Origin of the sequence: Mesorhizobium sp. B2-1-1 (genome assembly GCF_006442975.2) — a bacterium.
Taxonomy (GTDB): domain Bacteria; phylum Pseudomonadota; class Alphaproteobacteria; order Rhizobiales; family Rhizobiaceae; genus Mesorhizobium.
Map to the genome: position 1 here is coordinate 2,702,646 of NZ_CP083954.1, position 18,740 is coordinate 2,721,385.

General features: G+C 65.4%; 15 protein-coding genes. 12 read left to right on the plus strand and 3 right to left on the minus strand.

All coding sequences use genetic code 11. The features are described from left to right. Window positions 1–130 precede the first annotated feature (130 nt). The 11 genes from FJ972_RS13230 to FJ972_RS13280 all read left to right on the plus strand — a co-directional run bounded on the left by FJ972_RS13230 (window position 131) and on the right by FJ972_RS13280 (window position 14,141). Window positions 131–1,675, plus strand: coding sequence for an ATP-binding protein (locus FJ972_RS13230; protein WP_224655998.1), 1,545 nt, complete (start codon window positions 131–133; stop codon window positions 1,673–1,675). A gap of 131 nt (window positions 1,676–1,806) precedes the next feature. Continuing rightward, window positions 1,807–3,579, plus strand: coding sequence for a class I SAM-dependent DNA methyltransferase (locus FJ972_RS13235; protein ID WP_226880582.1), 1,773 nt, complete (start codon window positions 1,807–1,809; stop codon window positions 3,577–3,579). After that, entirely contained in the window at window positions 3,576–4,667 is a 1,092-nt protein-coding gene (locus FJ972_RS13240; protein WP_140500097.1) for a BsuBI/PstI family type II restriction endonuclease, read from the plus strand. Before FJ972_RS13235 ends, FJ972_RS13240 begins: the two co-directional genes overlap by 4 nt. Before the next feature lie 187 nt (window positions 4,668–4,854). Beyond that, window positions 4,855–5,055, plus strand: coding sequence for a hypothetical protein (locus FJ972_RS13245; protein WP_140500096.1), 201 nt, complete (start codon window positions 4,855–4,857; stop codon window positions 5,053–5,055). A gap of 107 nt (window positions 5,056–5,162) precedes the next feature. Further along, on the plus strand, window positions 5,163–6,353 hold the full coding sequence (locus tag FJ972_RS13250; RefSeq protein ID WP_226880583.1) for a helix-turn-helix domain-containing protein: 1,191 nt from the start codon (window positions 5,163–5,165) through the stop codon (window positions 6,351–6,353). A gap of 174 nt (window positions 6,354–6,527) precedes the next feature. After that, window positions 6,528–7,046: an AraC family transcriptional regulator gene (locus FJ972_RS13255; protein ID WP_140521475.1), complete on the plus strand. Its 519-nt coding sequence runs from the start codon at window positions 6,528–6,530 to the stop codon at window positions 7,044–7,046. Window positions 7,047–7,242: 196 nt separating this feature from the next. Beyond that, a complete protein-coding gene (locus tag FJ972_RS13260) occupies window positions 7,243–11,646 on the plus strand; it encodes a YadA-like family protein (RefSeq protein ID WP_140521476.1) in 4,404 nt (1,467 codons plus the stop codon). 7 nt (window positions 11,647–11,653) lie between these two features. After that, window positions 11,654–12,241 (plus strand): invasion associated locus B family protein, encoded by a 588-nt coding sequence (locus FJ972_RS13265; protein ID WP_140521477.1) that lies wholly within the window; start codon window positions 11,654–11,656, stop codon window positions 12,239–12,241. A gap of 13 nt (window positions 12,242–12,254) precedes the next feature. Further along, window positions 12,255–12,941: a hypothetical protein gene (locus tag FJ972_RS13270; protein ID WP_140521478.1), complete on the plus strand. Its 687-nt coding sequence runs from the start codon at window positions 12,255–12,257 to the stop codon at window positions 12,939–12,941. A 50-nt stretch (window positions 12,942–12,991) separates the two neighbouring features. After that, entirely contained in the window at window positions 12,992–13,459 is a 468-nt protein-coding gene (locus tag FJ972_RS13275) for a DUF4189 domain-containing protein (protein WP_140521479.1), read from the plus strand. Between the two features lie 139 nt (window positions 13,460–13,598). Continuing rightward, window positions 13,599–14,141: an invasion associated locus B family protein gene (locus FJ972_RS13280; RefSeq protein WP_226880584.1), complete on the plus strand. Its 543-nt coding sequence runs from the start codon at window positions 13,599–13,601 to the stop codon at window positions 14,139–14,141. Window positions 14,142–14,168: 27 nt separating this feature from the next. Here FJ972_RS13280 and FJ972_RS13285 read toward each other — a convergent pair whose 3' ends face one another. Together FJ972_RS13285 and FJ972_RS13290 are read right to left on the minus strand one after the other, a co-directional pair. Continuing rightward, window positions 14,169–14,882 (minus strand): SEL1-like repeat protein, encoded by a 714-nt coding sequence (locus FJ972_RS13285; protein ID WP_140521481.1) that lies wholly within the window; start codon window positions 14,880–14,882, stop codon window positions 14,169–14,171. A gap of 85 nt (window positions 14,883–14,967) precedes the next feature. After that, window positions 14,968–16,953 (minus strand): ABC transporter ATP-binding protein/permease, encoded by a 1,986-nt coding sequence (locus FJ972_RS13290; protein WP_140521482.1) that lies wholly within the window; start codon window positions 16,951–16,953, stop codon window positions 14,968–14,970. A gap of 296 nt (window positions 16,954–17,249) precedes the next feature. Between FJ972_RS13290 and FJ972_RS13295 the strand changes: the two genes are divergently transcribed. Further along, window positions 17,250–17,690: a hypothetical protein gene (locus FJ972_RS13295; RefSeq protein ID WP_140500175.1), complete on the plus strand. Its 441-nt coding sequence runs from the start codon at window positions 17,250–17,252 to the stop codon at window positions 17,688–17,690. Between the two features lie 48 nt (window positions 17,691–17,738). On the opposite strand, the gene FJ972_RS13300 is transcribed toward FJ972_RS13295, so the two are convergent. Next, window positions 17,739–18,725: an ABC transporter permease gene (locus FJ972_RS13300; protein WP_140521483.1), complete on the minus strand. Its 987-nt coding sequence runs from the start codon at window positions 18,723–18,725 to the stop codon at window positions 17,739–17,741. Window positions 18,726–18,740: the final 15 nt, after the last annotated feature.

An 18,740-nucleotide genomic window follows, 5' to 3' on the forward strand; every position in this document is an offset into this window, starting at 1 on the left:
CCCGCCGGATGTTGCATCAGGCAGGCAGCATTCGCACAACTGTGCGCAACGCCCAACTGGCGGCCATCGGCGCTCGACGCTTTGCAATCGGATTGATAAGTCCCTCTGCGAAGGAGCGGCTGAGTCTGACATGACCGTTGCGATCGAGATGGGACAGACGACCGCCGGCGCGCCGGCGGCGCTGGACCTTGAGGAACTGCTGGCGACGCGGCTTTTGGTGCAGGGCAATTCGGGCTCCGGCAAATCTCATTTGTTGCGCCGGCTGCTGGAGCAGAGCGCGCCCTGGGTGCAGCAGACCATCATCGACCCCGAAGGCGACTTCGTGTCGCTGGGCGAACGCTTCGGCCATCTGGTGATCGATGCCGAGGAACATACCGAGCGCGGGTTGCAGAGCGCCGGCGAGCGGGCGCGCATCCACCGCGTCTCCACGGTGCTCAATCTCGAAGGGCTCGACGCCGAGAACCAGATGCGGCGCGCCGCCGCCTTCCTCGGCGGGCTGTTCGAGGTGGCGCGCGACCATTGGTATCCCATGCTGGTGGTGGTGGACGAGGCGCAGCTTTTCGCGCCGGCGGTGGCCGGCGAAGTTTCCGACGAAGCGAGAAAGCTTTCGCTCGGCGCCATGACCAATCTGATGTGCCGCGGCCGCAAGCGCGGGCTTGCCGGCATCATCGCCACGCAGCGACTGGCCAAGCTTGCCAAGAACGTCGCGGCCGAGGCGTCCAATTTCCTGATGGGCCGCACCTTCCTCGACATCGACATGGCGCGCGCGGCCGATCTGCTTGGCATGGAGCGGCGGCAGGCGGAGGCTTTTCGCGACCTGGAGCGCGGGCATTTCATGGCGCTGGGCCCGGCGCTGTCGCGCCGCCCGCTCGGCCTGCGCATCGGGCCGACGGATACCAGCCCGCGCAACGGCACGCCGCGCCTGATGCCGTTGCCGGAAGCGGCATTGGAGGATGCCCGCGCGATCATCCTGGCGGCACCGCCGCCGGAGGCCGCGCGGCCGCAGCGGCGGATGACATCGCCGGACCTGCTCGACCAATTGATGGCGGCGAAGTCGGCGGCGCTGGAGATCCGCCCCGAACCGGCCGAGCCGGCGCCCAGCGCCGAGGACCTGGCGGAGCGGCGCGAGCGGATGGACCGCATCCTGCGCGCCATCCTGGCGGAGCCCGATGCGGGCTTCCGCGTCATCGGCGTGCTCTACCAGGAGTTCGTGGTGCGCTGCCGCATCGAGGGACTGGCCTCGGTCGTGCCCGATCTGCAGGAGTTTCGCCGCATGCTGACGCGCGCCCGCGCCGGCGTCGGCTCCGATATGGCCGAGGACGATGCGTGGCGCGACGTCTCCGTGCGCGCTTCGCTGCTACCCGAGGACATGCAGGGCGTGTTCATGATGATCGCCCGCGCGGCCAAGGAAGGCTGGCCTTGCCCGAGCGACGCCGCGATCGCCCGCGCCTATGGTTCGCACTCCATGCGCCGCGCCCGGCGCCTGCTCACCTACATCGAGGAGCAGGGCCTGATCGTGTGCCAACTCGACGGTACCGGCCGGCGCACCGTCACACTGGTGGAACTCGCCTGGGCGACGGCGCCGGGCGACCCAAATGCGGCGCCGGGCGACCGCAACGCGGCGCCGGGCGATCCCAATACCGAGGAGACGGAGCAGGGTAGCCTGGCGCTGTGATGGCGTGGGCGGGACGGTTGCGGTTGTCCACTGGAACATAACGAGAACATGTGATACTCTATCGCATCGGTGAGTCTTGCGCGGTACGGTCGAGGGCGATGGGAAAAATTTCACAGATTCGTGGGTCGAAATTGCCTGCCGTCTTGCGCTCGGTGGCTGATGCATTGCGAGCGGCGCGCGCGGAGCTGTCGAAGGCTCGCCTTCTGGCACGCGCATGGTGCGAGACGATCGACGAATGCGACCGCGAAACTTATGCGGTTTCGCTGACCCGGCGCGCGCTGGAGGCCTTGTCGGCGGCCCTCGGCATTTCTCCGGCGATCTGCCCCTCGCTCGCCTTCGAAACGGAAGCGCTGGACGAGCCGGCCTCCGCGCTTGCGCACAGCATCGGAGAGACCGCCGCGCGGCTGCCGATCCTCGAAGCGCTGCATCTCGTCACCAGCCTCTATCCGGTCCTGCTGCCGACCAGGGAGCGCGGTGAGCGCGGTGCCTTCTACACGCCGCCGGCGCTGGTCAACCGCCTGCTCGACCAGGCCGAGGAAGAGGGCCTGGACTGGCGCAGCGCGCGGGTTCTCGATCCCGCCGCCGGCGGTGGGACGTTTCTGTTTCATGCCGCGCACCGCATGATCGCCGCGCTCGGCGATTGCGAGCCCGCCTTCGCGCTCAGCCATGTCGGCACCAGGCTTGCCGGTTTCGAGCTCGATCCTCTCGCGGCGCGGCTGGCGCAAGGCGCCCTGGAGATCGCGCTCGCCGATATTGCGACCAGGACCGGGCGCGCCGCCCCGGCCATGGTGACGGCCTGCGACACGCTTGAAGCCGATCCGGAACCCGTCTTCGATCTCGTCGTCGGCAATCCGCCCTATGGGCGGGTCTCGCTGCCGTCGCAATTGCGCGAGCGCTATGCGCGCGGCCTCTACGGGCACGCCAATCTCTACGGCGTTTTCACCGATGCCGCGTTGCGCTGGACCAAGCCTGGCGGCCTTATCGCCTTCCTGACGCCGACAAGCTTTCTCGGCGGCCAATACTACTCGGCGCTGCGCAGCCTTCTGGCCAAGGAGGCGCCGCCCGTCGCGATCGACTTCGTGCATGCGCGGCGCGGCGTTTTCGAGGATGTGTTGCAAGAGACGCTGCTTGCCGTCTACGTCAACGGCGCCGAGCCGCGGCGCGCGCAGATCCACTACCTGACCGTCGCCTCCGAGACCGAGGCCGGGATTGCCCGCAACGGCACGATTGGCTTGCCATCCGACCGCGCCATGCCCTGGCTTGCGCCGCGCACGCCGGAGCACAGCCGGCTCATCGCCCAGGCCGAGACGATGACGCATCGCCTTGCCGACTGGGGCTATGGGGTCTCGACCGGCCCGCTGGTCTGGAACCGCTTCAAGGGTCAATTGCGCGATCGCGCCGGCGGCAAGGGGGTGCATCCGTTGATCTGGGCCGAAGCCGTGACCGCCGACGGCCAGTTCGCCTATCGCGCGCGCAAGAAGAACCACGCTCCCTACTTCAAGCTGGAGGCCGGCGACGGCTGGCTGCTTGTCGAGGCGCCCTGCATCCTCGTCCAGCGCACCACCGCCAAGGAACAGGCCCGGCGCCTGATTGCCGCCGAACTTCGCCAGGAATTCATCGATGCGCATGGCGGCGTCGTCGTCGAAAACCATCTCAACATGGTCCGCGCGACCGGCAGCACGAAGGTGCCGGCGGCGGTCGTGGCGGCGCTTTTGAACAGCCGTGTCGTCGACGATCTTTTCCGCTGCATCAGCGGCAGCGTCGCCGTTTCCGCCTTCGAGCTGGAAGCGCTGCCGCTGCCGCCGCCCAAGAGCACCAGCACGTTGGCGAAGCTCGTCGCAGCCGGTGCGACGCGCGACAGGATCGAGGCGGAATGCAGCCGCCTCTACGGTGAGCCTGCATGACGGCACGGCCGCCCTATGCTACGCGCGATCTTGTCGCCGGGCGCCTGCCGCTGATCTTTCCGGAGGGCACGCCGAACCGCATCTATTGCATCCGCGAACTTGCCGCCAGCACCGTGTTCGCCGCTCTCTACATCGGCGCCGTCGAGGGTTCGGGGCGATTCCTGGGCCCTGTCCATGTTTATCGCATGACCCGCGAGCAGGCGGCGCTGGCGGACGATGCAGATCGGGATGCCTACGCCGCAACTGTCCTGCGCAAGAACGGCGCCGTCGCGGGATCACGCTGGTACGCGGACAATACGCGCGAGCCCATCCGCGACGAGACGCTGCGGGACGGGCTGGTGGCGATCGGCGCGGTGCTGCGTCGCGAGGATCTGCCGACGACTTCAGGCCAGCCCCGCTATGCGCTGAGGGCGGCGTTTGCAGCCCTGTTCGACCCGGCGCTGGAAGGCGAGGCGCTGGAAACCGCCATCGCGGACTTCCAGGAAACGCATCTCAGCAAGGGCGCGCTGGCCCGCGTGACCATCATGCGCGCCGGCGCCGTCGCCAACACCGCCGGCATCCGCGTCACCTTTCCGAACGGCGACACCAGGCTTTTGGCGCCGGGACCGAGTTCGGTCATTGCGCAAGCCGTCATCGAGGTGTTCGCCAAACGGTTTCTCGCCGCCCCTGCCATGTTGTGGCTGAGCGAGAGCGGCAACAAGGTGGTCCTGCGCGACGACGCCATCGCCAGTGCGATCGGCCTCAAGATCGAGGCCGACAGGAACTTGCCCGACATCATCCTCGCCGATCTCGGCCGCAAGGAGCCGTTGATCCTGTTCGTGGAAGTGGTGGCGACCGATGGCGCGATCACGGATCGCCGGCGCGATGCCCTCCATGCTGTCACGGACGCGGCCGGTTTCGACCGAAAACAGATCGCGTTCCTGACCGCCTACCAGGATCGCCAGTCCGCCGGCTTCAAGAAGACCGTCGCGCAGCTTGCCTGGGGCTCGTTCGCCTGGTTCGTCTCCGAACCCGGCCAACTCCTCGTGCTTCATGACGGCGCGGCCGACGGGCGTCCATTCGGCAGCTTGCCTTGGACAGTGATGTAATAACGCTTCCCCAGCGTCACTAGGACAGCCGGTCGATACACGGATTATCCGGTGTTGCGCTCCGTTGGCGGCCTAGCCTGCTATGTTTAATGTTGGAGTTATTGTATAGGAATAAGGTCTGGCGAATAGCACTTCGTTTGTTGGGAACGAGTAGCATTTCGTTTGATGGCGAGGGGAGCGCCAAACGATGAAGTTCAACTTCGATGGACCTCCGGTGGATGAATCCGAGGCTGACATCCCGCTCGCCTGCCAGCGCCAATTGTTGCCTCTCGTGGGCGAAATCGTCGAGGCGGCTGTCGCGGCCGGCTGGGACAAGGATGATGTGCTTCTGGCTTTTGTGGAACTCGCGTGGGACCTTTACGAAAAAGGTCGCGGGGACCCGCAATAGACGGCCGTGAACGACTGGCTCCGCGCCGCGCCGTTGCGTGCCACTGATGCCGAACAACGCTGTCGAACCACAGGGCCGACACAGCCTCGCATGTGAACTCTTTCTTCGTGACCGATGCGTTGCCGGCTTACGCCCGGGCCGACGAATCCGGAAGCGAAGATCCGTCAAGGCTCTTCGCTATTGACAGAAATGCTGCTGAACTTCCTTCGACGGTCAGTTCTTCTTTCTTATCTCGAATAAAGAATTTTCTTTGCGCGTGGAAGTTCTTTTCAATTCGAGGCGTGTGCGTTACGTTGATTCCGGGTCAGGGGAAGGGGATACCAAGCGGCGGTAAGCCGGCTGAGGCAACACGTATGAAACATGCGGGCGGGGCTCGGGAAAGCGGCGATTCCCAGGGCGTCGATCAAGAGCGGGCAGCTCGATACGTCCTGGATATCATTCCGGAAAGTGCTGGTCCCAGAAGAGCCACCGCCCGCGGAAGCGTCATCTATTCCGTCCGCAGTCCGGGATCGCAGAAATTCCTGGCCAGGGAGCATTCCACGGGGATTGTGCTGAGGCCGGCACGCAAGCTGAGAGCCTCGCTCGGCAGTGACAGGATCACGCAGTACGATGCGCCGGTCGGCTGTCTCGTCGTCAATCCGGCGGGCGTCGACAGCACGCTGGCCTGGTCGCAGACCAGGGAGAACGCCGTCGTTTCGATCTCTCCCGAAGCGCTGTCCGAGCTGGCGGCCCATGAGTTCGACCTCCCGGACGTCAAGCTCGAGCCGCCCGCGTTCGGCACGGTTGACCTGAGGGCGCTCAACATAGCCCAGATGATCACTGCCGAACTGACCGACAGGCTGCCGCCGAACGAGCTCTATCTGGACTCGCTGCTGACGGTGTTCGGAGTGCATCTGCTGCGCGGTTATACGGGTCGCAAGAGGCAGGCCGCGTCGCCCAAAGGCGGGCTCTCCGCCGTTGGCGCCCGACGCGTGCGAGAGTATCTCGACCAGAACTTCGTGCGGAAAGTCATGGTCGCCGAGCTCGCGTCGGTCGCGGGGGTGTCACCAAATCATTTCATAGCAAGGTTCGCCGGGACATTCGGCATGCCGCCGCATCGGTATCTGATCAACCTGCGCCTCGATCTCGCGGAAAAGCTGCTGGCCGGCGGAGAGTTGCCGATTGCCGAAGTCGCCTACCTTGCCGGATTTTCGGATCAGAGCCACCTGGCCGCGACCATGAAGAGATACAGGGGAAGGACGCCAGGCGGGCTGGTGACGCTTTCCGCAGGAATTGAAAGCCCGACCATGGCAAAGTAGCAACAGCTGCTGGCCAGCGATCCAAGACCGGAATTTCCTACAAGGCTTCCGGAGTTTTTCAAAATACGTCCGTCACCACCTGTGCCCCAAGCTTTGCTGGAGTCATTTGGAATGCCATTCAGTTCGCGCATTGCTTGCCATCCGGCCGGATCGATCACATGAGCGGGGTTGGCGATGCGGGCCCGCTTCGATCAATCACGAATTGTTTTTCAGGGGAACGGGGAGGGAGGCCTCGGGTTGAAGTTCATCTGGGAAATATCGGGAGGCCGAAAAATGCCGGGCGATGATGGTCCCCCCGGATCGGTATCCGGAGCCAATCCGGCCCGGCAGCCGCTGCTCAACGTGAAGGGCGGGCTTTCCGTCCGCAGTGCGCGCAAGGTGCAGGAGTTCCTGAACGAGAACTTCTCGCGCAAGCTGGCGCTTGCCGAAATGGCCGCCGTCTGCGGATTTTCATCGTACCACTTCGTGCGCGCCTTCTCCAGGACGTTCGGCATGCCGCCGCATCAATATGTTCTCGATCTCAGGCTGGACTTCGCGGAAAGACTTCTTGCCGACAGCCGCATGACCATCGCCGACATCGCCCATCTCAGCGGGTTTTCGAGCCAGAGCCACTTCACCACCATGATGAAGAAATACCGGCAGATGACGCCGATGCAGGCGCGGGCGGGCAAGTTTAACGCAAAGATTAGATGAAGCCGCGCTCTCGTCATTATTTGATTACTTGATTTTAAAGCAGTTGCTAAGGTAACGAGCCGTTAACCTCCGCGTATATGCTCGTATCTTTTCTCACAAGACAGCAATTTCGTGAAATACCGCGAAGGGGAATCATGTCTTCCTGCTGTGGAGTGGAAGTGTCAGACATTTCGTGCCGGCCAGCGGAGAGGGAACCATGACCGACAATCATATTTCGGGCGGCCATATTTCGGGCGGCTCGCTCCTTGTTCAGCGCCGTGCGGCGCATTTCGCCAGTCACTGGATCGCGAATGGCGATCCTCGGTCCCGTTCGGCCCGGCGCCGCTTGATGGCGGTCCTGCGCATGGCGCATCGTGCGCTGGGCATGGGGCGCAAGCGCTTGGGGCTGGGAACGCTGGGCGTCGGCGGGGCGCTCGGGACAGCCGTGACGCTGGGCGCCTTCGCGATCGGCATGGCCGCGACGCCGGCTCAGGCGCAATATCAGGCCGGCGGCGGTTCGGCGACCGCTCCCGAGGCCATCGCGGTCGGAAACGGCTCAAACGCCAGCCTTAACTGGGCCATAGCGCTCGGCTTCCAGGCCCAATCGACGGCGCAATACGGCGTCGCCATTGGTCGCACCGCGTCGGCCACGGGCACCGGCGGCGCAGTGGCGATCGGCTCCGGTACGATTTCAAGCAATATCAACACGGTAGCGATCGGCGTCGCCGCGGGTGCCACTGGGGCCGGGGCCAGCGCGCTGGGCACCAACGCCCAAGCTTCGGGAGGGAACTCCACCGCAGTCGGTGTCAGCGCCACGGCCAGCAACAACTATGCGTTCGCCGCTGGCTACGGATCCGTAGCCAGCGGGCTGCGCAGCACTGCGATTGGGCAGTTCGCAGGGGCGTCCGGGCTGGATGCTGTTGCACAAGGCACCAGCACCGTTGCGAACAGCCAAAATGCCGTCGCCGTCGGCTTCCAGTCGACCGCAACCGCGATAAACGCCGTCTATCTCGGCTCGCGCACCGCTGCCGGGACGGGAGCCTTGGCCCAGAGCGCCGTTGCTATCGGTACGGACGTGACGGCGTCTCAGGTCGACACCACCGCAATCGGACGCCAAAGCAAGGCAACGGGAACGGGCGCCACGGCGATGGGTAAGAACGCCAGCGCCTGGGGCAACCAGTCCATTGCATTCGGTGTGGGCGCGCAGGCAGGCGTGCAGGCCGACACGGCCGTGCCCAACAGCATCGCCATCGGCACCAGCGCGCTTGCGAATAAGAACAACGCGATGGCGCTCGGCACGCTGGCCAATGCCACGGAGGACGGTGCCATCGCCATGGGCTCCTCTACCAACGCGACAGCCACGCAGGCCGTGGCGCTTGGCGTTTCCGTCAACGCCACTGGCGCCGGCGCCACCGTGGTGGGCAGCGCAGGCTCCACTGCGTCCGGCGCCTACTCCATTGTGGTAGGCGCCACCAGTACCGCGAGCGGAGCCAATTCCATCGCCATCGGCCCCTCGACCAACGCGACGGCGGCTAACACCATCGCCTTGGGCGCCAGCGCCAAGGCGGATTCCGCCGAAGCGGTCGCCATGGGCACCAATGCGGTAGCGACCGGCGGCAAGGCCGTCTCCATCGGCTCCGGCAACACCGCCTTTGGCGACGGCGCGGTATCGATCGGCGACCCGAGCTATGCCAGCGGCACCGGCGCCTTCACCGGCGGCGCCAACAACATCGCCAACAGCGACGGCACGGCGACCGCCACCGCGGCCAACATGGCCAACGGCGCCGTCGCGATCGGCAACAGCAACAAGGCGATCGGGCAGGGCTCGGTCGCACTGGGCAACGGCTCGACGGCGGGCGCGGCCGGCCTCGCCGGAAATGTCGCGCTCGGCGATGGCGCGACGGCGGCGGCAAGCTCCGGCGACGTGGCGCTCGGCTCGGGCTCGGTGACCACCACGGCGGTCGACACGGCCAGCGGGGTGGTCAACGGCACCACCTACGCCTTCCAGGGCACCAACCCGACCTCGACGGTCAGCATCGGCGCGGCCGGCGCGGAACGCACCATCACCAACCTGGCGGCTGGGCGGATCAGCGCGCTCTCGACCGACGCCATCAACGGCTCGCAGCTCTTCGCCACCAACCAGGCGGTCGATGCCATCGGCGCCGTCGTCAACAACATCAATGTCGGCGGCGGCATCAAGTATTTCCATGCCAACTCGACGCTGGCGGATTCGCAGGCGCTGGGAGCCGATTCCGTCGCTGTCGGCCCGAATGCGGTCGCCAACAATGCCGGCGATGTCGCGATCGGCCTGAATTCGACGTCGGGCGCCACGACCAATGTCGGCGGCACGACGATCGGCGGCGTCAACTATACCTTCGCCGGCGGCACGCCGGCGGGCGCCTTCTCGGTCGGCTCGGCCGGCGCCGAGCGCCAGATCCAGAACGTCGCCGCCGGACAGTTGAACGGCGGTTCGACCGACGCGGTCAACGGCTCGCAGCTCTTCGCCACCAATCAGCAGGTGACGGCCAACACCACCGCCATTTCCAATATCGGCGCAGGCGTGACCAATCTCGGCAACACGATCAACAACATCACCGGCGACACGTCGACCGTCTTCACCGACGCCAATGGCGAAGGCATCCGCTATGCCCGCACCAATGAGTTCGGGCTGGCGCAGACCGATTCCTTCGCCCAGGGCGTCGGCTCCACAGCGGTCGGCTACAATGCGACCGCCACCGGCGTCAGCGCGCTGGCGCTCGGCCGCGACAGCAATGCCAGCATCGACGGCGGCGTGGCCCTCGGCTCGGGTTCGCTCTCCGATCGCCCGATCGCTCCGGCTACCGGGCAACTGCCCGCCGGCCCATCCAACTTCATCCAGTACAACACCACCGACAAGGCGCTGCTCGGCGCCGTTTCGGTCGGCAACGCCACCTCCTACCGGCAGATCACCAATGTCGCCGACGGCACGCAGGACCAGGACGCGGTGACGGTGCGCCAGCTCGCGGGCGCCATCGCCGCCGTGTCGGCCACCTCGACCAAGTATTTCCATGCCAATTCGGTGGCGGCCGACTCACTGGCGGTCGGCGCGGAATCGGTCGCGGTCGGTCCGACCACGGTCGTCAACGGCGATAACGGCATCGGCATCGGTAACGGCGCCATCGTCGACCAGACGGCGCCCGGCGGAACCGCCATCGGCCAGAACGCCCATGTGATGCTGGCGGACGGCCTTGCCTTCGGCACCAATTCGCTCGCCTCCGGCATCCAGTCGGTGGCGCTCGGCGCCGGCGCCCAAAGCACCTTCATCAACAGCGTGGCGCTGGGCGCGCAGTCCATCACCTCGGTCGGTGCGCAGGCCGGCTACGCGGCCTTTGCCCTGACCGCTCCGCAGACCTCGGTGGGCGAGGTGTCGATCGGCGACGCCGGAGCTGAACGCAAGCTCACCAATGTCGCGGCGGGCTCGGCCGACACCGACGGCGTCAACGTCTCGCAGCTGCGCGGCGTGTCGCAAAACGTGACCAACCTGTTCGGCGGCACCACCACGCTCAACCCCGACGGCTCGATCACCGGGCCGACCTACACCGTCCAGGGCAACACCTACACGACCGTCTATGACGGGCTCACGGCGGTCGACAATGCCTTGACCACCATCAGCAATGGCGGCGGCATCAAGTACTTCCACGCCAATTCGTCGCTGGCCGACAGTATCGCCGGCGGCACCGACGCCGTGGCGATCGGGCCCGAAAGCGTGGCGAGCGGCAACGACAGCCTGGCCGCCGGCCATGGCTCTACGGCTACCGGGGCGGGCGCCGTCGCGCTCGGCCAGGGCGCGCAGGCCAACAACGCCAACGATGTGGCGCTCGGCTCCGGCTCGGTGACGCAGACCGCCGTCGGCACCTCCAGCACCGTCATCAACGGCAAGACCTATGCCTTTGCCGGCACGACGCCGACCGGGACAGTCAGCGTCGGCGATGCCGGCGCGGAGAGGACGATCACCAATGTCGCTGCCGGACGGATCGCCGCCGACAGCACCGACGCGATCAACGGTTCGCAACTCTTCGCCTCCAACCAGGCGATCGAGGCCCTGCAAACCGGCGTCGGAAATCTCAACCAGAATGCGGTGACGTATGACACGCAGGGCGGCGCCAAGACGAACACCATCACGCTGCAAGGCGGCGACGTCAACGCGCCGGTCGTCATCTCCAATGTCGGACCCGGCGTCGCCGGCACCGACGCGGTCAATGTCAACCAGCTGACCAAGGGCCTGGACACCGCCATCAGCACATCCAACAGCTATACCGACAAGGTGGCGGCCACGACCCTGCAACAGGCCAACGACTATACCGACCAGAAACTCGGCCAGCTGAATTCGGACATCAGCGGCATCCGCGACGAAGCCCGGCAAGCGGCGGCAATCGGCCTTGCCGCAGCCTCGCTGCGCTACGACGACCGTCCCGGAAAGCTGAGCGTCGCGGCGGGCGGCGGCTTCTGGCGGGACGCCAGCGCCTTTGCCTTCGGCGCGGGCTACACCAGCGAGGACGGCCGCATCCGCGGCAATGTCTCGGGCACGGCGGCGGGCGGAAATGTCGGTGTCGGCGCCGGCCTGAGCTTCACGTTAAACTGAGGCGGGAATGAACGGGGCAACCAGCCGTCATGCCCGGCTTTTCCTCCTGACCTGCCTGGCGCTTGCCGGCGGCCTGTCCTTGGCCGCCGGGCCAGCCGCCGCGCAAGCGACCGCGCCCTACAGGATCAAGCCATCCGACGTGGCGGTGCCGCCGGATGTGAAGCTGGGCCAATACCAGCGCACCATCCGGCCCTTCGAGAACTGGACGCTGATCTGCGACGAGAACCTCAAGGCGCGCAAGAAGGTCTGCAATGTCTCGCAGGTGATCGAGGACGGGGCCGGCAGGATGGCCTTCAGCTGGTCGCTCGCGGCCACGCAGGACGGCAAGCCCTACATGATCCTGCGCACCGCGCCGAACGCCAAAAGCGACGGCCTGGTGTCGCTGAAGTTCGACGGGCGCGACCCGATCGACGTCCACTTGAACGGCTGCAACGAAGTGGTCTGCGTCGGCATGCTGCCGGTGGGGCCCGTCATCCGCCAGCAGATAGTGCAGAAAGCGACGCCGGCCATCTCCTACCCGACCGTCGACGGCCAGACGATTACCGTGACCGCAACGCTCAAGGGGCTGTCCGAGGCCCTTGCGCCAATCAAATAACCGAGGCAGCACCGTGAGCCAGCAAGACCCGTTCATCTCCCCAGCGCGCGGCCCGAGCGTGGAGCCGGACCGCAAGAGGATCGTCGAGCCCGATCGCAAGAGGGGCGCCGAGCCGCAGCGGCGGTGGCCGCGCGTCCTAGCCTTCTCGCTGCTGGGGCTGGCCATGATCGGCATCGGCTTCGCTGCCGCCAACTATGCCGCGATCGCCGGTCTCGTCGGCACCCCGACGGCGGCGCAGGCCCGGACGGCGCCGCCCGCATTGCCGGACTCGCCTTTCCTCGAACATGTCAAACAGGCCGGCGTGCAGGCCTGCTCGACGATCTTTCCCGTGCTCGGACAGGTTCTGACGACGGGCTCGAAATACAGCGTCAAATCCTTGTGGAACGACCAGGCCGCCGACAAGCACGCCGTGCAGGCCCTCGTCGGCATGGACTATTCGACGGAAAAATACAGCGGACCGGCCGCCGGAGTGGTTTTCGCATCGCCCACCGCTTCCGGCTGCGAAGGCGCGATGGTGCGGGTGGCACCGTTCGCCAGCCCGTGTTCGGAGATCCCGTCCGTTCTTCCGCAAGGCAGCAAGATCACCGATCATCTCGGCCAGGTCGAAGTGTACGAGCTGGGCGGCAATTCGGGCGAAGCGCTTCTGCTGCCGACCGGCAATAGCTGCGTGGTGATTTCCATCGCGTCGGCGTCGAAGTGAGACAACGGGATAGGCGAATGGGCGAGGGCTCCTGGAAAGGATTGCAGACCATGAAATCGCGACGTCTGGCAGTTTTGTGCATGGCCCTGCTGTGGAGCGGGCAGGTTGTCTCGGCCGACCTTGTGGCGCCGCCGGAGCCGGAGCCGAAGGAGGAAAAAGGCATCTGGGGGGCGATCGCCTATTCCAACATCGATACCAAGCACGGCTTCTTCTGGGGCGCCGACAAGCGCCAGGAGGCGAAGGACGCCGCGATGAAATATTGCGAGAACGCCGGCGGCAAGGGCTGCACTGTTGTCACCGTGTTCCGCAATCACCGCCATTGGACAGACGACGACGAGACGGGCTTTCCCTATAAGCACTGCGGCGCCCTGGCCGTGGCCAGGGAGAAGCAGAGCGACCGGCTGACGCCCTGGGGGGCGAACTCGGCCGAGACCCGCAAGGACGCGGAAGACCTCGCTCTGCAAGCCTGCGAGGCGGCGGGAACCGAATGCAAGATCCGCGAGTGGGTCTGTACCTGAAGCGCACCGCGCTCACGCGACGCGCTTTGGAATTGCTTTTGCACCCTGCGTGAGGCAGATGACCATGCCCACGGCCCCGAAAATCCCATCCGGTTTTCGGGGCCATGCGCGTGAACCCCGAAAGAGAAAGTCGCCATCGTTGTTTGACAGATTTGTTCTTCTGAAGGCGGCCGCAATCTGCGCGGTGGCCCTGGCTGCATCGAGTGCCTGTGCGCAACAACAGCAGGCGGCCACGCTTCCAAACGGCGCGTCGTCGCTCCAGGAGACCTATCAGGACTGGAGCCTGGCCTGCACCATCCAGGACAATGCACGCGCCTGCTCGGTTTCGCAGGACCAGACGCAGAAGAACGGCCAGAGGCTGCTGGCCGTGGAGTTGCGCGCGGGGCCGAAGGGTGGATTGACCGGAACCCTGCTTCTGCCTTTCGGCATCCTGTTCGACCCAGGCGTGACGATCCAGGTCGACGACCAGCCGCCCCTCGGCCAGTTGCGGTTCCGCACCTGCCTGCCGAACGGATGCGTGGCGCAGTTTCCGATCGACCGGGCGCTGGCGCAGAAGCTGAAGGCGGGCGGCGTATTGACGCTCAACGTCGTCACCGACGCCGAGACCAAGCTCAACTTCCCCGTCTCCCTGAAAGGCCTCGGCGCCGCCCTCGACCGCGTCGCGGCGCTGAGCGGGCGCTGAGGCGGGACGAAGCTTTAGCTGGGGCGATTAGTTGCAGCCAGACCACGCCGCTGCGGCATCTCCGAAAGAGCGATTGTATTGGCAGTTCTGCCGTTCGACGTCTTGCCGTCTTTCTTCCTCTTCGCGCTGGATCTCCATCACAGCCTCGTCACGAGTTTGCCCATTGGCATCGACTGGCTCCTGCGCGTTGGCAAGCTCTTCAAGATACGTTTCTAGATTACTGGCGCCGATCTTGTTACCGAGTTCAGCGGCTTGCCTCGAATGTTCGATGGCCGCCGCTTGATCCACAGGACCTCCCAAGCCGTTCCATTCCAGGTAGCCCAGCTCGGCCATTGCCGCAGGCAGTGACTGTGCTTCCTTCAACCAAGCTCGCGCGGACGTGTAGTCTTTTTCATCCGCGAGTGCGGCCGCATACATATATTCCGCGAAGACGTAGCCTTTTTGGATTGCAAGGTTCAGCCCAACACTAGCAGCCTCTTTGTTGCCCTCCGCCTGATAAACTCTGGCGAGATGATAGATGTCGCTACTCTTTACCTTATCCTGGACCATCGCGGCTTGGCAGTGCTTTTTCGCTTCAGCGATATCAATCTTATCAAATTCGACGCCTTTGCCCTCATATCCAGGTTCGTCTGGGTGAGCGGCGAGTCGATCGCAAGCCGCAGAAGCTGTCTCGTAATCCTCGGCGTGAGAATTGACCGTCGAGAGTGCGATGCCGACCAAAAGCAGCGTTGCAACACGCATGGCTGTGCCTCCATAAGCGGATCTTATCAAAAGGCAAAAGGTGGTAGTAAGTCGGCAATTGGATGTAGGTCTTCTTTCAGGCCGCCTACTCCAGCTCGCGCGGCCTTTGGGCCGCAGCGCCGGAGCCCCACAAGGCGCGCCTGAGCAGGTTCCGTCCGCCCTTGCGCGGGACAAGATTAATATCGCTGACAAGCTTTGCGCCGCCCTCGCGCCGCTCCAATGTGATCTTACGGCTGTGGAAGGCTTCCAGCTCGGCGCGATGCGCCACACTTATGATGGTCACCTTCGGCAATTCATGGATGACCGTCTCCATCATCTTGTCCTGGCTCTTCTCATCGAACGCCGAGGTCGCTTCGTCCAGAACGACGATATCGGGATGGTGCAGCAGGAGGCGCGCGAAGGCGAGCCGCTGCTTTTCGCCACCCGACAGGGTCTGGTCCCAGGGCGCGTCTTCCTCGATCCGGTCCTTGAGATAATCGAGCCCCACCTTGTCGAGGGCGGCGTTGATCTTCTCCAGCGTCCAGTTCTCGGCGGCGGCCGGATAGGCGACCGCGCGGCGCAGCGTCCCGGAGGGGATGTAGGGACGTTGCGGCAGCATGAACAGCCGCCTGCCGGGGTGGAAGTCGACGCTGCCGCCACCCCACGGCCAAAGGCCCGCGACGGCCCGCACCAGCGTGCTCTTGCCCGAACCGGATTCGCCGGCCACCAGCACCCGCTCGCCAGGCTCGATCTCGACCTCGGTTTCCTTGACCACGCCGGTGCCGTCGTCGAGCGATACCGAGAGATTGTCCAGGCTGAGCATCGCACCGTCTTCGGTTTCGCCGTGCCTGATGCGGCCCAGCGCGTCGCTGCGTTCGGCGCGCTCCAGCCCGTCAAGCGACATCATCAGCGAGGCAATACGCCGTGCCGAGGCGTTCCAGTCGGCGAGGCGGGGATAGTTGTCGACCAGCCATCCGAACGCGGCCTGCACGATGGCGAAGGCTGAGGCAGCCTGCATGATCTGTCCAAGGGTCATGCTGCCTTCGAGAAATTTTGGCGCGCAAAGCAAGATCGGCACGACCGGCGCAAACAGGCTCGACCCCTGCGACACCAGCGCTGTGCGCATGTGCTGGCCTGTCAGCAGCGCCCATTGCCGGAGCACCGTGCCGAACGTCTTGTCGATGCCGCTGCGCTCCTCCTCCTCGCCGCCGAGCAAGGCGATGCTCTCGCCGTTTTCGCGCACGCGCGTCAGCGTGTAGCGGAAATCGGCTTCCGCTTGGTTCTTCTGCTCGGAGAGCCGCACGAAATGGCGGCCGATGACCACCATCGAAGTGGAGGTGATGGCGGCGTAGATCACCGCGGTCACGACCAGGAAGCCGGGAATGGTGACGCTCCAGCTTCCGATCGGCAAAGTCAGCGCCCCGCCGATCGTCCACAGCACCACGATGAAAGTGGAGGCCGACAAAAACGCGTTGATCACGCCGGAGATGAAATCGACGGGCGATTCCGTGGCGATCCGCAAATCCTCCGCGATGCGTGCCTCGGGGTTCGTGTGGTCGCCGCCCACGAGGTTCAGCTGATAGTAGCGGCCGCTTGCGAGCCAGCGCGCGATGATGGCGGTGGTCGACCAGGAACGCCAGCGGCGCTGGATCGTCATGCGAAGGTAGACTTGCGCGACGACAAGGCTTGCGCTTCCAACCACGAGCGGCGGGAACACGGCGCTGAGCACATAGACGGTGTGGGCGTTGCGCTGCTCGATGGCGTCGAAGATCGAGCGGTTCCAGATGTTGATCCCATACTGGAAGCCGACATTGATGCATATCAGCATCAACAGCCCGATCGTGAACGGCCAGGCCAGCTTGTCGCCGCGCGTGCTCCAGTAGCCGCGCGCGCTGATCCAGAAGCGCCTCAGCAGGTATCGCTTGCGCGCCTGCTCGGCCTCCTGCGGCGTCAGCTCCGGACCGGGTTCGATGGCCCCGGGCGGCGGCGCAGCCTCGCCCACGACCTCGGACGCAACTTCGACTGTCGAGGCCTTCTCCTGGTGCGACTTCTCTGCCTTGCGCCGCCTGGCGCCGTCGACCGTTTTCGGCATGAGTTCAGCCTCGGATGTAACGGCGACAACGGCCTAAAAATCAAAAAGTTTCACCAGGCCCGCTCCAGACGGCGCCATGGGTCTCCCCGTGCTCCCCTGCTCGACCCGCGATGCCGCCAGCCGCCGCTGGACAATTCGCCAGCCGGCGGGCCCGTTTAGCGACGGTCTCCTCGCAGCCGGAACGAGACCGTGTGCTTGGAACCAATGATGGGCGAGACTGTTTAGCCATGAACTTCGATGCGACGCCGACGTCCCGGCCCGGTCGGGTGAGCAGCGACCTTGAGGAGCCCCTTGTCATGAAGATTTCGTCCAGATTTCGTTCAGTCGCCATCGCCGTCATCACTGCCGCGGGCGTTGGCTTTGCCAGTGTCGCGCACGCCGACACCGGAACGATCCGCTTCTCCATCTACAAGGCGGCCTTCTTCATCGGCGGCGCCGGAGGCGAGGGCACGCTGACCTTCCATGGCCGCCGGTATCCGATCTCGGTCGGCGGCATTTCGGGCGGCCTCGCCTTCGGTGCCTCCAAGACCTATTTCCGGGGCACCGTGCGCCATATCAAGCGCGCCCGGGACGTGACGGGTGTGTACGGCGCGGCGGGCGGCGGCGGCGCGCTCGGCAAGGGCGCCCAGGTGATCGTCATGACCAACGACAAGGGCGCCCAGCTCGAGCTCACGGGCAGGCAGGTAGGGCTGCAAGTCAACGCCGATCTCAGCGGCATGAGCATCACGGTGAAGTGAGGGCGATCACTGCGTCGGTGTTTCCAGGGATGAGCCGGCGGCCCCTCCCTACCGCTCCTCCACGATCCGCAGATAGGCCGCCGTCACGAACAGCACGATCAGGCCGAACAGGATCCTTCTTGCCCCCTCCGGCATCTGCAAAATCGTCAGCAGCGTCGTCAGCACGGTCAGGATCAAGGCACCGATGATGGTGCCGGTATAGCCGCCGCGGCCGCCGAAGATGGAGGTGCCGCCGATGACGGCGGCGGCCACGGAGGGCAGCACCAGCGGTTCGGCGAGGGACAGGGAAGGGGCCTTGATCAAGCCGATATAGAGCAAGCCGGTGATGCCGGCGAGCAGGCTGGAGAGGACGTAGAGCGCGGTGATGACCTGCCAGTAGCGCACGCCGGAAAGGCGGGTCGCGCGCTCATTGTCGCCGACGGCGTAGAGCAGGCGGCCGAAACCGGTGCGGTTGAGGCCGAAGACGATCAGCACCGCGACGGGGACGAACAGAAGCAGCGCGTTGGGAAACCCTGCGGTCACGCCGGTGCCGAGCCAGGCGAGGAAATCGGGGATCTTGGCGCCCGAGGCGATCACCGTGCGTTGATAGACCTGCAGGAAGCCGGTGCCGATCAGGCTGGTGCCCAGCGTCATGATCAGCGGATGGACGCGGAAGACGCCGACGCCGATGCCGTTGACGAGGCCGATCATTACCGCCGGCATCATCGCCAGGAGGAAGGCCACGGCCGGGTCCTGGTTGACGGCTTGCGTAGCCATGATGAAGGCGCTCATCGTCGCCACCGTGCCGACAGAGAGATCGATGCCGCCGGTCAGCATGGTCATGGTCTGGCAGCCGGCAAGGATCGCCAAGGGAATGGCGAATTTGATGGTGTTGGCGATCCAGCGCTCGTTGACGATGCCGGGGCGCAGGATCTGCAAAATCACAACCAGGATGACCAGCAGGATGACCAGCGGAATCAGCGGCCGGTCGGCCATGAAGCGTTTGACACGGCGGCCGAAGGGGACGGGTTGGGGCGTGATTGCGGTGGTGCTCATGGGGTGGCTCTTGTC

Bases quoted from the DNA above. Each gene is read 5' to 3' on its own strand.
- FJ972_RS13290 (WP_140521482.1), bottom strand. From the start codon at position 16,953: ATGCCGAAAACGGTCGACGGCGCCAGGCGGCGCAAGGCAGAGAAGTCG.
- FJ972_RS13285 (WP_140521481.1), bottom strand. From the start codon at position 14,882: ATGCGTGTTGCAACGCTGCTTTTGGTCGGCATCGCACTCTCGACGGTC.
- FJ972_RS13275 (WP_140521479.1), top strand. From the start codon at position 12,992: ATGAAATCGCGACGTCTGGCAGTTTTGTGCATGGCCCTGCTGTGGAGC.
- FJ972_RS13260 (WP_140521476.1), top strand. From the start codon at position 7,243: ATGACCGACAATCATATTTCGGGCGGCCATATTTCGGGCGGCTCGCTC.
- FJ972_RS13245 (WP_140500096.1), top strand. From the start codon at position 4,855: ATGAAGTTCAACTTCGATGGACCTCCGGTGGATGAATCCGAGGCTGAC.
- FJ972_RS13255 (WP_140521475.1), top strand. From the start codon at position 6,528: ATGCGGGCCCGCTTCGATCAATCACGAATTGTTTTTCAGGGGAACGGG.
- FJ972_RS13265 (WP_140521477.1), top strand. From the start codon at position 11,654: ATGAACGGGGCAACCAGCCGTCATGCCCGGCTTTTCCTCCTGACCTGC.
- FJ972_RS13240 (WP_140500097.1), top strand. From the start codon at position 3,576: ATGACGGCACGGCCGCCCTATGCTACGCGCGATCTTGTCGCCGGGCGC.
- FJ972_RS13295 (WP_140500175.1), top strand. From the start codon at position 17,250: ATGAAGATTTCGTCCAGATTTCGTTCAGTCGCCATCGCCGTCATCACT.
- FJ972_RS13230 (WP_224655998.1), top strand. From the start codon at position 131: ATGACCGTTGCGATCGAGATGGGACAGACGACCGCCGGCGCGCCGGCG.
- FJ972_RS13300 (WP_140521483.1), bottom strand. From the start codon at position 18,725: ATGAGCACCACCGCAATCACGCCCCAACCCGTCCCCTTCGGCCGCCGT.